Genomic DNA, 15,287 nt, shown 5'->3' with positions numbered 1-15,287 from the left:
CGCGCGCCCCGCGGGTGTGCTCACACCCGCGGGGCCGCACGCCGTGCTCACACCGGCTTGAGCCACACCGTCGCCAGCGGCGGCAGTGTCAGCAGCACACTGCCCGGCCGGCCGTGCGAGGCCACCGCATCCGGCTTCAGCGGCTCGGGGTTGACCACGTCGCTGCCGCCGTAACGCGCCGCGTCCGTGTTGAGCACCTCGGCCCAGACGGCGGGCTCACCCTGGACGTCCGGGACGCCGATCCGGTACTCGTGCCGGACCACCGGCGAGAAGTTGCAGACGGACAGCAGCGGTGCGCCCTGCGCGTCGTACCGCAGGAAGGCGAAGACGTTGTCCTCGGCGGCGTCCCCCTCCACCCAGTCGAACCCCTCCGGAACGGTGTCGCGCTGCCAGAGCGCGGGCGTCGCCCCGTACACCGCGTTCAGATCGCTCACCAGGGTCCGTACGCCGCGGTGGTCGCTCTCCGCCGCGTACGAGGGGTCGAGCAGCCACCAGTCCGGGCCGTGGCCCTCCGACCACTCCGCCCCCTGCGCGAACTCCTGCCCCATGAAGAGGAGCTGCTTGCCGGGGTGGGCCCACATGAAGCCGAGGTAGGCGCGGTGATTGGCGCGCTGCTGCCACCAGTCTCCCGGCATCTTGCTGACCAGCGACCGCTTGCCGTGCACGACCTCGTCGTGCGAGATCGGCAGCACGTAGTTCTCGCTGTACGCGTACACCATCGAGAAGGTCATCTCGCTGTGGTGGTACTTGCGGTGCACCGGCTCCTTCGACACGTACTCCAGGGAGTCGTGCATCCAGCCCATGTTCCACTTCAGCCCGAAGCCGAGACCGCCGAAACCGCCGGGGCCGACATGGTGGGTGGCGCGGGTGACGCCGTCCCAGGCGGTGGACTCCTCGGCGATGGTGACGACTCCGGGGTTGCGCCGGTAGACCGTGGCGTTCATCTCCTGGAGGAAGGTCACGGCGTCCAGGTTCTCCCGGCCGCCGTGCTCGTTGGGAGTCCACTCCCCGTCCTCGCGTGAGTAGTCGAGGTAGAGCATCGAGGCCACGGCGTCCACCCGCAGCCCGTCGATGTGGAACTCCTCGCACCAGTAAGTGGCGTTGGCGACGAGGAAGTTGCGCACCTCGGTGCGGCCGAAGTCGAATTCGAGCGTGCCCCAGTCGGGATGCGCGGCCCGCTGCGGGTCGGAGTGCTCGTACAGCGCCCGGCCGTCGAACTCGGCGAGCGCCCACTCGTCCCGCGGGAAGTGGGCGGGCACCCAGTCGACGATGACGCCGATACCGGCCCGGTGCAGCGCGTCGACGAGGAAGCGGAAGTCGTCCGGTGCGCCCATCCGGGAGGTCGGGGCGAAGAAGCCGGTGACCTGATAGCCCCAGGAGCCGCCGAAGGGGTGCTCGGAGACCGGCATCAGCTCCACATGCGTGAACCCCAGATCACGTACGTAGGCGGGGAGTTGATCGGCGAGCTGGCGATAGGTGAGGCCGGGGCGCCAGGACGGCAGATGGACCTCGTAGACGGAGAGCGGCGCCTCGTGCACGGGGACGTCCCCGCGACGGGCCATCCACTCCTGGTCCTGCCAGACATGGTGCGCGGCCGTCACGACCGAGGCGTTGGAGGGCGGCACCTCGGCGTGCCGGGCCATCGGGTCGGCGCGCAGGGTGTGCGAGCCGTCCGGGCGGCAGATGTCGAACTTGTACAGCGCCCCCTCCCCGATCGCGGGGAGGAACAGCTCCCACACCCCGGTGGAGCCGAGCGAACGCATCGGGAAGCCGGTGCCGTCCCAGTAGTTGAAGTCGCCGGTGACGCGCACCCCGCGGGCGTTGGGGGCCCACACGGTGAACCGGGTGCCGGTGACGCCCTGATGCTCCATCGGCTGGGCGCCCAGTGCGGTCCACAGTTCTTCGTGCCGGCCCTCGCCGATCAGATGCAGGTCGAGGTCGCCGAGCGCGGGCAGGAAACGGTACGGATCATGGATCTCGATCTCGTTGTCCTCGTAGGCGACCAGGAGCCGGTACTCGGGGACCGCGGGCATCGGCAGGAGCCCGGAGAAGAGCCCGTCGCCGTCGTCGTGCAGCTCGGCCCGCAGCCCCTTGGCCAGCACGGTGACGGAGCGGGCGAAGGGGCGCAGCACCCGGAAGGTGATCCCGCCGCGGATCTGGTGCGCGCCGAGCAGGTCGTGCGGGGCGTGGTGCTCACCCGCCAGGAGCCGGGCCCGGTCCCCGTCGTCGAGGGCGCGGGCGGGGCGGACCCCCTGGCCGCCGGCCCGGCGGGGACGCGGCGGCACGGCTGCCCGCTTGGTCCGCTTGGCCGGCGCGGGGGTGGCTGCCGCGTCGTCGGCGGCGGGGAGCGTGGTGCTCGCGTCCGTCGGTGCGATGGTCCCGGTTGCCGGTCCGGCAAGGGCGTCCGCGAGTTCTGCGGGCGCCGCGGAGAGCGGGACGTCTGTGGTGGGCGGAGTGGGATCGGGCGCGTTGCGGGACGGCTTGCGGGCGGTCACAGGGACAGCCTCCTCGGGAGGTGTTGGCGGGGTGGGGCGGGGCGAAGGGGGGGCGTGCGGTGGGACGCCGGGCTGCCGGGGCCCTCGTCGGGCGGGGCCGCCGGCAGCGGCGGGTGTCAGTCCGCGACGGAGGCCAGGCGGTGGATCGCGGCCATCGGGACCGGAAGCCAGTCGGGCCGGTGCCGTGCCTCGTACAGCACCTCGTACACCGCCTTGTCGGTCTCGTGGGCACGCAGCAGCTCCGGTTCGCTGCGGGGGTCGACGCCTGCGGCCTCCGCGTATCCGTCGCAGTAGGCGGCCCGGCAGCGCGAGGCCCACTCGGCGTTCCAGGGCCGGTGCGAGCGGGCCGCGTAGTCGAAGGAGCGGAGCATCCCGGCGATGTCGCGCACCGGTGGCTGCGGGCTGCGGCGCTCCGGGAGCGGGCGGGCCGGCTCGCCTTCGAAGTCGATCAGCGACCAGAAGCCGTCGGCCCCGCGCAGGGTCTGGCCGAGATGGAGGTCGCCGTGCACCCGCTGGGCCGCCCAGCTGGGACCCCGGTGGCCGAGCGCGGCCACGGCGTCGAAGGCGGTACGCAACGCGGGGACGTACGGCACCAGCGCCGGCACGGCGTGGGCGGCCGCCTCCAGCCGCTGCACCATGGCCGCGGCCAGCTGGTCGGTCTGGGCGCGCCGCAGTACCGGCGTGGGCAGGGCCGCGGCGAGTGCGGTGTGCACCTCGGCGGTGGCCCGCCCCAGCGCGCGGGCCTCACCCCGGAAGTCCTGGCCCGCCGCGAGTGCGCCCAGGGCGAGCTGCCAGCCGTCCTGCGCGCCGCGCAGGAACGGCTGCAGCACCCCGAGCGTGAGGTGTTCCGGTGCGGTCGACTCGAACCAGGCGACGGGGGCGGGGACCCGCCCGCACCCCTCGCGGGAGAGTGCGAGCGGCAGTTCCAGATCGGGGTTGGTGCCCGGGAAGACCCGGCGGAAGATCTTGAGGATGTAGGCGTCGCCGTAGACGAGCGAGGAGTTGGACTGCTCGGTGTCCAGCACCCGGGGGCGAGGCCGTCGGGGATCGGGTCCCGGCCCCGGTCGAACCGCAGGGCGCCGAGGCTCCCCGGGGTGCGCAGCCGCTCCAGCAGCAGCGCGGCGAGGCGTGGGTCGTGCAGCCCGTCGTACACGGTGCGGCCGGCCAGCGGGCCGTCCGTCACATGCCCGATGAGGGCGGGCGCGAGCCGCGGGGGCAGGGCGGAGCGTACGCCGAGCAGCAACTGGTAGCAGTCGACTGGGGGCTGGGCGGGCATGGTGGGCTGATGGACCCGGACCAGCAGATGCAGGAGTCCGGGGCCGGTGTCGGCGGTGGCGCCGGCGGGACTGTCCACCGGCAGTATCTCGGTCGCCGACACGAGGGAGAAGGCGGTGATCAGCCGTCCCTTGCCGGCGAACCACCGCTGCCGGGGGAGCCATTCATGCAGCAGCGGTCCGAGAGACGGGAGCAGGGCTGTGCTGTTCGCCAGGGTGACCTGAGCGGATGCAGCCTCCGACATGGCATCGCGTCCTTTCCCCGGGCACACCACAGGATGCGAAGAGTGTCCCGGATTGCGGCTTTGGCTGTCCGGCTGTGCGGGACGTGTCGGGTCAGGATGATCCGTACGGACTCGACTCGGAGGGATCGAAACGCCAGGAGGGTGCTGAAGCGTTCGATATGGGGGGAGAGTGCCCCGTGCGAGGCGGGGGAAACCGCCCCGCACCTGAGCCTCTCCGGCAGCTTGCGTGCTGACACCCGGTCAGCTCGGTGGCGCGTCCTTCCGCAGTCGGAACCAGTAGAACCCGTGACCGGCGAGAGTCAGCAGGTAGGGCCACTGACCGATGGCGGGGAAGCGCACCCCGCCGATCAGCTCCACCGGATGGCGCCCGTTGAAGGACCTCAGGTCGAGTTCGGTCGGCTGGGCGAACCGCGAGAAGTTGTGCACGCACAGCACGAGGTCGTCCCCGTGCTCACGGGTGAAGGCGAGCACCGCCGGGTTGGAGGAAGGCAGTTCGCTGTACGAGCCGAGGCCGAACGCCGGGTTCTGCTTGCGGATCTCGATCATCCGGCGCGTCCAGTGCAGCAGCGACGACGGTGAGGCCATCGCCGCCTCGACGTTGGTGACCTGGTAGCCGTAGACCGGGTCCATGATCGTGGGGAGGAAGAGCCGCCCCGGGTCGCTGGAGGAGAACCCCGCGTTCCGGTCGGGCGTCCACTGCATCGGGGTGCGCACGGCGTCCCGGTCGCCCAGCCAGATGTTGTCGCCCATCCCGATCTCGTCCCCGTAGTAGAGGATCGGGGAGCCGGGCAGCGAGAGCAGCAGCGCGGTGAACAGCTCGATCTGGTTTCGGTCGTTGTCCAGCAGGGGCGCCAGGCGCCGCCGGATGCCGATGTTGGCCCGCATCCGCGGATCCTTGGCGTACTCCGCGTACATGTAGTCGCGCTCTTCGTCCGTGACCATTTCGAGCGTCAGCTCGTCGTGGTTGCGCAGGAAGATGCCCCACTGGCAGCCCGAAGGGATGGCCGGGGTCTTGGCCAGGATTTCCGAGACCGGGTAGCGGCTCTCGCGCCGTACGGCCATGAAGATCCGTGGCATCACGGGGAAGTGGAACGCCATGTGGCACTCGTCGCCGCCGGCCTGGAACTCGCCGAAGTAGTCGACGACGTCCTCCGGCCACTGGTTGGCCTCGGCGAGCAGCACGGTGTCCGGGTAGTTGGCGTCGATCTCCTTGCGGACGCGCTTGAGGAAACCGTGGGTCTCCGGGAGGTTCTCGCAGTTGGTGCCCTCGCGCTGGTAGAGGTAGGGCACGGCGTCGACCCGGAAGCCGTCGATGCCGAGGTCGAGCCAGAAGCGCAGCGCGGAGATGATCTCCTCCTGCACCGCCGGGTTCTCGTAGTTGAGATCGGGCTGGTGCGAGAAGAACCGGTGCCAGTAGTACTGCTTGCGCACCGGGTCGAAGGTCCAGTTGGACGTCTCGGTGTCGACGAAGATGATCCGGGCGTCCTGGAACTGCTTGTCGTCGTCGGCCCAGACGTAGTAGTCGCCGTACGGACCGTCGGGGTCGGTGCGGGACTGCTGGAACCAGTCGTGCTGATCGCTGGTGTGGTTCATGACGAAGTCGATGATCACGCGCATCCCGCGCTGGTGCGCGGCATCGACGAACTCGACGAAGTCGGCGAGGTCGCCGAACTCCGGGAGCACGGCGGTGTAGTCGGATACGTCGTAACCACCGTCGCGCAGCGGCGACTTGAAGAACGGCGGCAGCCAGAGGCAGTCGACGCCCAGCCACTGCAGGTAGTCCAGCTTGGCGGTGATCCCCTTCAGGTCACCGATGCCGTCGCCGTTGGAGTCCTGGAAGGAACGGACGAGGACTTCGTAGAAGACGGCACGCTTGAACCAGTCGGGATCGCGGTCCTTGGCCGGGGTGTCCTCGAAGGTGTCGTGGACGGGCTCATTGACGATCATTGCGTGGGTGACCCTCCGGTCGGCGGGGACGGTCGCAGGACGGCGATGTGCGCGGGCGTGACGCCCGGCTCCAGACGCACATAGAAGGTCCTGCCCCAGTGATAGGAATGGCCGGTGAGCTCGTCGCGCACCGGCACGCTCTCGTGCCGGTCGAGGCCGAGTTGCGGCATGTCCAACGAGACGGTGGCCTCCTGGGTGTGGTGCGGGTCGAGGTTGACGACCACCAGAACAGTGTTCGAACCGGAGCGCTTGCTGTAGACGATCAGCGCGTCGTTGTCGGCCGAGTGGAAATGCACGTCACGCAGCTGCTGCAGCGCCGGGTGGCGGCGCCTGATCCGGTTCAGCGAGGTGATGAGCGGGGCCAGCGACCGGCCCTCACGCTCCGCGGCTTCCCAGTCCCTGGGCCGGATCTCGTACTTCTCCGAGTCGAGGTACTCCTCACTGCCGCTGCGCGTCGGGGTGTTCTCGCAGAGCTCGTACCCCGCGTACACCCCCAGGTGGGGGAGAGCGTGGCCGCGAGCACCGCCCGCGCCTCGAAGGCGGGCCTGCCGCCCTCCTGGAGGTATCCGGGGAGGATGTCGGGGGTGTTCACGAAGAAGTTGGGCCGCATGCTGGCGGCCGTCTCACCGGAGAGCTCGGTGACGTACTCCGTGATTTCCTGCCGGCTGTTACGCCAGGTGAAGTAGGTGTACGACTGCTGGAATCCGATGGTGGCCAGCGCGTGCATCATCGCGGGGCGGGTGAATGCCTCGGCCAGGAAGATCACATCGGGATCGGTGCGGTTGATTTCGGCGATCACCTTCTCCCAGAAGATCACCGGCTTGGTGTGCGGATTGTCGACGCGGAAGATCCGTACTCCGTGATCCATCCAGAACCGGAGGATGCGGACGGTCTCCGTGACGAGGCCGCGCAGATCCTTGTCGAAGGCGATCGGATAGATGTCCTGGTACTTCTTCGGGGGATTCTCCGCGTACGCGATGGAGCCGTCCGGGCGGTGGTGGAACCACTCCGGGTGCTCCTTGACCCAGGGGTGGTCGGGGGAGCACTGGAGGGCGAAATCCAGTGCGACCTCCATGCGCAGGGTGCGGGCCGTCTCGACGAAGTGGTCGAAGTCGTCGAGGGTGCCGAGATCGGGATGGACGGCGTCGTGGCCGCCCTCGGCCGAGCCGATCGCCCAGGGCACCCCCACGTCGTGCGCGGCGGGGGAGAGGGAGTTGTTGCGCCCCTTGCGGTGGGTGGTCCCGATGGGGTGGATCGGCGGGAGATAGACCACGTCGAACCCCATCGCGGCGACGGCCGGCAGGCGCTCGGCGGCCGTGCGGAAGGTGCCGCTGATGATCCGGGGCGGCTGCGCCGCGGCGGCCTTCGCCTTGGCGGTGCGGCCCTTGCCCGCCGGCTTCGCCGGTACGGCCGGCTCGGTCCGCGCGCCCTCGGAACGGGGGAACAGCTCGTACCAGGAACCGAACAGGGCGCGTCGGCGCTCGACCACGAGCGGGAGCGGGCGCGAGGCGGTGACCAGCTCACGCAGCGGGTGCCGGGACAGCGCCTCGTCCGCCTCGGGGGTCAGTGCCGCGGCCAGCCTGGCGGCGGCCGGGCGGGACTCGTCGCGCAGCGCGTCGACGGCGGACAGCACCGCCTCACGGCCGTTCCGCTTGGGCACGCCCTCGGCGGCCCGCTCGTAGAGCGCGGCGCCCTCCGCCAGGACCAGCGCGGTGTCGATCCCCGCCGGGATCTTGATCTGGGCGGTGTGCCGCCAGGTGGCGACCGGATCGCTCCACGCCTCGACCGTGTACGTCCAGCGGCCCTCGGCGTCCGGGGTCACATCGGCGCCCCAGCGGTCGGTGCCCGGAGCGAGTTCGCGCATCGGCGTCCAGGGACCGGGACGACCGCTCGGGTCCCGCAGAACGGCGTTGGCCGCGACCGCGTCATGGCCCTCGCGGAAGACGGTTGCGGTGACCTGGAAGGTTTCACCGGAAACAGCCTTGGCGGGCCTTCTTCCGCAATCGACGAGCGGGCGGACGTCGAGGACGGGAATGCGACCGATCATGGAATCACCTGGGGACTGGAGCTCGGACTCAACAGGGCGCGTGGCGGCCGCGGAGGGCTGAACGCGCGCGCCGCGATGGTGGGGTTCTGTCCTTTCTAGCTGCTCCGTTGACGACTGGTGGGGTGTGGGCATGGCCGCTCCTGTCCGCGTTCACTCGAATGGCACTCGAATGGATGGGGCGCGGGTGTGGTGCACGGGTGTGGACCGAATGCGTACGAGGTCCGTACGCATTGCATACGAACCGCGAGTGGACGGCCGGTGGCCGACGGGTGAATCGCCCGGGGGCCGGAGGTGGATCGCCTTCAGCGGTCGTCGGAATGCATTCGTACCGGGTACCGGAGAAGCCTTCCCATGGATCTCGGTGGGCCAATCCGGTGGTGTGTTAACTACTCGGGCGTATCTGTGACGGTCTGAATGCGCCGGGCTCCGCCGCGCACGCGCGGGGTTGCGGAAGGCCGGCGCACGCGGGGTGCAGCGGCGCCACAGGGAAGCCTTCCTTGTGGGGCGAAGGCCCACAAGACCGCACGAGGGGAGGGAATCGGCCATAACGCCTGTGACGGATGTGCCGGGAGTGCCTGAAGTGAAGGGCGGTGCCCAGGAGGGCGGAGCGCAAGGGGCGGTCGGTCCGCCCGGGGTCGCACGACGGGCGAAGGCCGTGCGCCGTGGTTGCCGAGTGCCGCACACCGCTACCGTCGAGGGTGACGGAGCGGCGCACACCGTGGTGCGTCCCCTCGGATTCGTACGTCCCCTGTAAAGGTGGAATGCGTGAAGGCCATTCGTCGATTCACCGTGCGTCCCGTCCTCCCCGACCCCCTTCAACCGCTCAGCGACCTCGCCCGCAACCTGCGGTGGTCCTGGCACACCGAGACCCGTGAGCTCTTCCAGGCCGTCGACCCGGTCGCCGGCCGGACGGCGGACGGCGACCCCGTGCGCCTGCTCGGCGCCGTGTCCGCCGGACGCCTGGCCGAGCTGGCCCGGGACGAAGACTTCCTGGGCCGCCTGACCGAGGTGTCCGCCGATCTCCAGGAGTACCTGGAGGGCCCCAGGTGGTACCAGGAACAACTCACGCAGGGCGCCGAGCTCCCTGCCGCCATCGCCTACTTCTCGCCCGAATTCGGGGTGACCGCTGCCCTGCCCCAGTACTCCGGCGGGCTCGGCATCCTCGCCGGAGACCATCTCAAGGCCGCCAGCGACCTGGGCGTTCCCCTCGTCGGCGTCGGCCTGCTCTACCGCCACGGCTACTTCCGCCAGAGTCTCTCCCGGGACGGCTGGCAGCAGGAGCACTATCCCGTCCTCGACCCCAACGAACTGCCGCTCACCCTGATGCGGGAAGCCGACGGGACGCCCAGCCAGGTCGTCCTGGCGCTCCCTGGCGGCCGGTCCCTGCACGCCCACATCTGGCAGGCCCAGGTGGGCCGGGTGCCGCTCCTCCTGCTCGACTCCGACGTGGAGGAGAACGCACCCGGCGAACGCGAGGTCACCGACCGGCTGTACGGCGGCGGCAGCGAGCACCGGCTGCTGCAGGAGATGCTGCTGGGCATCGGCGGCGTGCGCGCCCTACGGACCTACTGCCGGCTCACCGGCCATCCGGCACCCGAGGTGTTCCACACCAACGAGGGCCACGCCGGGTTCCTGGGCCTCGAACGCATTCGCGAGCTCTCCGGTAGCGGCCTGGACTTCGCCTCCGCGGTGGAGTCCGTACGGGCGGGCACCGTCTTCACCACCCACACACCCGTGCCGGCCGGGATCGACCGGTTCGACCGTGAACTCATCGTCCGTCACTTCGGAGACGACGGTGAGCTGCCGGGCGTCGCCGCCGAACGCATCCTGCAACTGGGCACGGAGACGTACGACGGCGGCGATCCGGGCGTCTTCAACATGGCCGTGATGGGGCTCAGGCTCGCCCAGCGGGCCAACGGCGTCTCCACCCTGCACGGGGCGGTCAGCCGGGAGATGTTCGCCGGCCTCTGGCCGGGCTTCGACGCCCCGGAGGTGCCGATCACCTCCGTGACCAACGGGGTCCACGCACCCACCTGGGTCGCGCCCGAGATCTACCGGCTGCGGGCCGCGTCCGGGGGCACGCCGGGCCGGTGGGACTCCGCCGCCGGCATCCCCGACGCGCAGCTCTGGCAGGTGCGGCGCACCCTGCGCGAACAGCTGGTGACCGAGGTGCGGCAACGGCTGCACGCCTCATGGCGGACCCGGGGCGCGGAGCCGGCCGAACTCGGCTGGATCGACGGCGTGCTGGACCCCGACGTGCTGACCATCGGCTTCGCCCGCCGGGTGCCCTCGTACAAGCGGCTGACGCTGATGCTGCGCGACCGCGACCGGCTGCGGGCGCTGCTGCTCCACCCGGAACGCCCGATCCAGATCGTCGTGGCGGGCAAGGCGCATCCGGCCGACGACAGCGGGAAGCGGCTGGTCCAGGAGCTGGTCCGGTTCGCCGACGACCCCCGGGTGCGGCATCGCATCGTCTTCCTGCCCGACTACGGGATGGCGATGGCCCAGAAGCTCTACCCGGGCTGCGATGTCTGGCTGAACAATCCGCTGCGCCCCCTGGAGGCGTGCGGTACGAGCGGCATGAAGGCGGCGCTCAACGGCTGTCTCAATCTGTCGGTTCTCGACGGGTGGTGGGACGAGTGGTTCGAGCCGGACTTCGGCTGGGCGATCCCGACGGCGGACGGTTCCGCCCTGGACGAGGACCGGCGCGACGACCTGGAGGCCAACGCGCTCTACGAGCTGATCGAGGACCGGGTCGCGCCCCGCTTCTACGACCGCGGGGGTGAGGGGCTCCCGGAGCGCTGGATCGAGATGGTCCGCCGCACGCTGGGCACCCTTGGCCCCAAGGTTCTCGCGGGACGCATGGTCCGGGAGTACGTGGAGCGGCTGTACGCCCCCGCGGCCCTCGCCCAGCGCTCCCTGGACGCCACCGCCGCACGGGAGCTCGCCGACTGGAAGGCCAGGGTCCGGGCGGCCTGGCCGCGGGTGGCCGTCGACCATGTCGAGGCGGTGACGTCCACCACCGCGGGCGGTTCGGCGGAGCTGGGGTCGACGCTGGCCCTGCGGGTCCGGATCACCCTCGGGGCGCTGGATCCGGAGGACGTGGAGGTGCAGGCGGTGGCCGGGCGGGTCGACTCCGCAGACGCCATCACCGATGCCCAGGTCTTCCCGCTGAAGCCGGGCGGGGGCCAGGACCTGGAGGGCCGCTGGCTGTACGACGGCCCGCTCGCCCTCGACCGCACGGGCCCCTACGGGTACACCGTGCGGGTGCTGCCCGCCCATCGGCTGCTGGTGACCGGCGCCGAACTCGGTCTGGTCGCACAGCCGACGGAGGCGACGGGCGAAGGCGCGGGTGTGCTGATGCGCTGAGGACGCCCGCCCGCTGTGGGCCCGGCACCGTTACGGTGCCGGGCCCTTCGCTTTCTGAACGCAAGTCCTTGACGTGCCCATGCAATGTCTTTAGGTTCCTCACTCATCGCAGCGTTCACAACTCGACTCAAGGTTCATGTCTGTGAACTCCGTTGGTTCCGAGTCGAGTTGCCGGACCTCCTCCGCACCGGAAGGCACCCCACATGCGCCCCGGAACCATCGGGCGTGGCCTCGGCCTCGCCACCGCACTCGCGGCACTGATCACCGGCCTCTCCATGGCCCCGGCCTCGGCGGGCAGAGCCGCCCCGGACCCGGGCGCCGCCGCCCCGGCCGCACGGGCCGCCGCTCCCGCGGCCTTCACCCACCCCGGCGTACTGGTCAGCCGCCCCCAGCTCGACTTCGTGCGCGCCAAGGTGCAGGCCGGCGCACAGCCCTGGAAGAGCGCGTTCGACCAGATGATGGCCAGCAAGTACGCCTCGCTCACCCGGACCGCCAAACCCCGCGCGGTCGTGGAGTGCGGCTCGTACTCGAACCCCAACTACGGGTGCACCGACGAGCGCGAGGACGCGATAGCCGCCTACACCCTCTCGCTGGCCTGGTATCTCACCCAGGACAGCCGGTACGCCACGAAGGCCATCGGCATCATGGACGCCTGGTCGGCCGTGATCAAGGACCACACCAACAGCAACGCCCCCCTGCAGACCGGCTGGGCCGGCTCCTCCTGGCCGCGGGCCGCCGAGATCATCAAGTACACGTACAGCGGCTGGCCGAACGCGGGCCGGTTCTCCACCATGCTGCGCGACGTCTACCTGCCCAAGGTCATCAACGGTTCGAACAGCAACGGGAACTGGGAACTGAGCATGACCGAGGCCGCGATCGGCATCTCGGTGTTCCTGGAGGACCGGACCTCGTACGACAAGGCGGTCAGCAAGTTCCGCGGACGTGTTCCCGCGTACATCTACCTGACCTCGGACGGTGCGCTGCCGAAGACCGCGCCCGGCAGCGGCCTGGACACCCGTGACAAGATCATCAACTACTGGCAGGGGCAGTCGACCTTCATGGACGGCCTCTCGCAGGAGACCTGCCGCGACCTCACGCACACCGGCTACGGCCTCTCCGCCATCTCGCACATCGCCGAGACCAGCCGGATCCAGGGGCAGGACCTCTACCCGGAGATCGCCGAGCGGCTGCGCCAGGCACTCGGTCTGCACGCCAAGTACCAGCTGGGGACGGCCGTTCCCTCGTCGCTGTGCGGCGGATCGCTCAAGGACAACCTCGGCCCGGTCACCGAGGTCGGGTTCAACGCGCTGCACAACCGGATGGGCATCGCGATGACCAACACCCAGGCACTCACGGAACAGCGCAGGCCCGCCGGGACCGACAACCTGTTCGTCGCCTGGGAGACGCTGACCCACGCGGACAACCCGAGCTGAGCACACAGCCGCCCGGGAGGAGCGAGCTCCTCCCGGGCGGGACGCGGTGTCAGTCGCGGGTCATGCGGTGGGGCCGGTTCAGAAGGTCAGCTTGAAGCTGTTGATCTTGCCGGTGTCGCTGGCGTAGACGTCCTGGACCTTCAGCTTCCAGGTACCGTTCGCCGCCTCCGAGGAGGCGTTGACCGTGTACGTGGTCTGGACGTTGTCCGCCGAGTCGCTGGAGGAGGAGTTCTTCAGCCGGTAGGCCGAACCGTCCGGGGCGACGAGGTCGATGACCAGGTCACCGCGGTAGGTGTGGGTGATGTCCACGCCGACCTTGAGCGTGCTGGGCGCGTTGCCGGTGCGGCCGGTGACGTTGACCGAGCTGGTGATGGCCGCGCCGGCGTCCGGGATGGTCACGGGGGTGGTGTTCTCGAAGACCGTGCCGCCCGGGTCGGTGCCGCCGGGGCGGGTACCGACGTTGATGCCGGCCCACGCGTTGGCCACGGCCGTGTACTCGGCGCTGGTCGTGCCGTACAGCTCACCGGCCGCCGCCAGCGTGCCGGTACGGGCCGACGCGTAGTTGGTGGTGGAGCTGAACTTGGTGGTGAGCGCCTTGAACCAGATCAGCGCGGCCTTGTCGCGGCCGATGCCGGTCACGGGCAGGCCGTCGGAGGTCGGGGAGTTGTACGAGACGCCGTTGATGGTCTTGGCGCCGCTGCCCTCCGAGAGGAGGTAGAAGAAGTGGTTGGCCGGGCCCGAGGAGTAGTGGACGTCGACGTTCCCGATGCCCGAGTACCAGGCGTCCTTGGACGCGCCGTCCCTGCTCGGCTTGTCCTGGTAGCGCAGCGGGGTGCCGTCGCCGTTGATGTCGATCTTCTCACCGATGAGGTAGTCGCCCTTGTCGGTGGCGTTGTTGGAGTAGAACTCCACGGCGGTGGCGAAGATGTCGCTGGTCGCCTCGTTGAGGCCACCGGACTCACCGCTGTAGACCAGGCCGGCGGTGTTGGAGGTGACGCCGTGCGTCATCTCGTGCGCCGCGACGTCCAGCGCGGTCAGCGGTGAGGCGTTGCCGCTGCCGTCGCCGTACGTCATGCAGAAGCAGCTGTCGTCCCAGAAGGCGTTGACGTAGTTGTTGCCGTAGTGGACGCGGGAGTACGCGCCGACGCCGTCACCGCGGATACCCGTGCGGCCCTGGACGTTCTTGTAGTAGTCCCAGGTCTCGGCCGCACCGTAGTGCGCGTCGGCCGCGGCGGTCTCGGCGTTCTGGGCGGTGCCGTCGCCCCAGACGTCGTCCGAGCCGGAGAAGAGGGTGCCCTTGCCGGACGTGCCGTGGTTCAGGTTGTACGTCTTGTGGCTGCCGCGGCCGGTGTCGGTCAGCGTGTACGACGGGGCGGTCCCGAGGGTGACCTGCCCGCTGTACTCGGTGTTGCCGGTGCCGGTCTCGATGGCCTGCCACTCGTAGAGCTTCGCGCCGGTGGTGGCGTCCGTGACGACGTGGAGTGCGTTGGGCGTGCCGTCCTCCTGCAGCCCTCCGACCACGGTCTCGTAGGCGAGCTGCGGCTTGCCCGTCGCCATCCAGACGACCTTGCGCGGCGCCTTGTCGGCCACCGTCCGGTTCGAGCCGTCCGCCTTGGCCGCACCGATCGCCTGCTTCTCGGCCGCCGCCGGAGCGACGTCCGCGGCCGTGTCCACGGCCCCAGCTGGGCGGCGGTGGCCTTGGAGGCCTTGGTGACGCTCTCGGTCGTGCCGGCCTTCGACTGCTGGACGACCAGGTCGCCGCCGAGGACCGGAAGTCCGCTGAAGGTGCGCTCGTAACGCGTGTGCGTGGTGCCGTCGTTGTCCTGGATGACGTCCCGGACGACGAGCTTCTCCTGCGAGCCGAGACCGAGGTCCTTGGCGGTGGCCGCCCGGCTCGCGGTGGCCTCGCGGATCAGCTCGGCACGCTGCGAGGGGGAGAGCTGCTTGGGCAGCGCTCCGGGGTCGGCCTTGGTGGAGACGGCGGCGCTGGTCGCGCCGGCCGGTGTGGCTGTCGCTGTGCCGGTCTGGACTCCGGCCAGGAGAGCTGCTGCGGCTATAAGAGCGCCGGTCGCGGTGGCACGACGGCTGAGCGTGGATCTCACGCGGACTCCTTCTGCAAGGGGGGTACCGGCGGCAGGGTGAGCCGTCCGGGCAGAGCAGGCAGTGCGCAGAACGGGGGAAGAGTGTCAGCAGAAAGCGGTCTGTGTCAGGACCGCGTCAACAAGATGGCCGGAATTCGTCCGTTGCCTGAAAGGTCATGTTCGTTAAGCGGACGTTTCGCCGATCATCACTTCGATGCCGTCCAGGGTCCTTCGGGGCCGGAATTCGAAGAGGGTGTGGAGGTCGGGACCGAAGTTGTCGCGTTCGAAAAGAGTGTGAAGAACCTGGGAGTTCCCACCTGTCGAGATGGCTGCGCACTGTGGCTCGATCCGCGCGGTCCCGGCCCGCGCGGCGGATCCGCTCACGCCCGGTCTGCC

4 protein-coding genes and 3 pseudogenes are annotated in these 15,287 nt (G+C 70.2%); 2 read left to right on the top strand and 5 right to left on the bottom strand.

Translation table 11 applies throughout. The features are described 5' to 3' along the window. Nucleotides 1-47 precede the first annotated feature (47 nt). The 4 genes and pseudogenes from glgB to LNW71_RS07685 all read right to left on the bottom strand — a co-directional run bounded on the left by glgB (nt 48) and on the right by LNW71_RS07685 (nt 8,008). Entirely contained in the window at nt 48-2,495 is a 2,448-nt protein-coding gene (glgB, locus tag LNW71_RS07700) for a 1,4-alpha-glucan branching enzyme (protein ID WP_250967543.1), read from the bottom strand. A gap of 116 nt (nt 2,496-2,611) precedes the next feature. After that, a pseudogene (locus LNW71_RS07695) lies at nt 2,612-4,014 on the bottom strand (phosphotransferase). A gap of 240 nt (nt 4,015-4,254) precedes the next feature. After that, the gene (treS, locus tag LNW71_RS07690) at nt 4,255-5,961 is read right to left on the bottom strand and encodes a maltose alpha-D-glucosyltransferase (RefSeq protein WP_250967542.1); all 1,707 of its coding nucleotides are present in this window, start codon (nt 5,959-5,961) and stop codon (nt 4,255-4,257) included. Then, nucleotides 5,958-8,008 (bottom strand): annotated as a pseudogene (locus LNW71_RS07685) (maltotransferase domain-containing protein). Before LNW71_RS07685 ends, treS begins: the two are co-directional and overlap by 4 nt. A gap of 765 nt (nt 8,009-8,773) precedes the next feature. Here LNW71_RS07685 and glgP point away from each other — a divergent pair. Both glgP and LNW71_RS07675 read left to right on the top strand, forming a co-directional pair. Beyond that, nucleotides 8,774-11,377, top strand: coding sequence for an alpha-glucan family phosphorylase (gene glgP / locus LNW71_RS07680; protein WP_250967541.1), 2,604 nt, complete (start codon nt 8,774-8,776; stop codon nt 11,375-11,377). Nucleotides 11,378-11,580: 203 nt separating this feature from the next. Next, nucleotides 11,581-12,810, top strand: coding sequence for an alginate lyase family protein (locus tag LNW71_RS07675; RefSeq protein WP_250967540.1), 1,230 nt, complete (start codon nt 11,581-11,583; stop codon nt 12,808-12,810). A gap of 78 nt (nt 12,811-12,888) precedes the next feature. Here LNW71_RS07675 and LNW71_RS07670 read toward each other — a convergent pair. After that, nucleotides 12,889-14,912: pseudogene (locus LNW71_RS07670) on the bottom strand (M4 family metallopeptidase). Nucleotides 14,913-15,287: the final 375 nt, after the last annotated feature.

The organism is Streptomyces sp. RKAG290 (assembly GCF_023701695.1).
In the GTDB taxonomy this organism is placed as follows: Bacteria; Actinomycetota; Actinomycetes; order Streptomycetales; family Streptomycetaceae; genus Streptomyces.
Note: the sequence above shows the minus strand (reverse complement) of the source record. Positions and strands in the feature narration are given on the sequence as shown.

Bases quoted from the DNA above. Each gene is read 5' to 3' on its own strand.
- LNW71_RS07675 (WP_250967540.1), top strand. From the start codon at position 11,581: ATGCGCCCCGGAACCATCGGGCGTGGCCTCGGCCTCGCCACCGCACTC.
- treS (WP_250967542.1), bottom strand. From the start codon at position 5,961: ATGATCGTCAATGAGCCCGTCCACGACACCTTCGAGGACACCCCGGCC.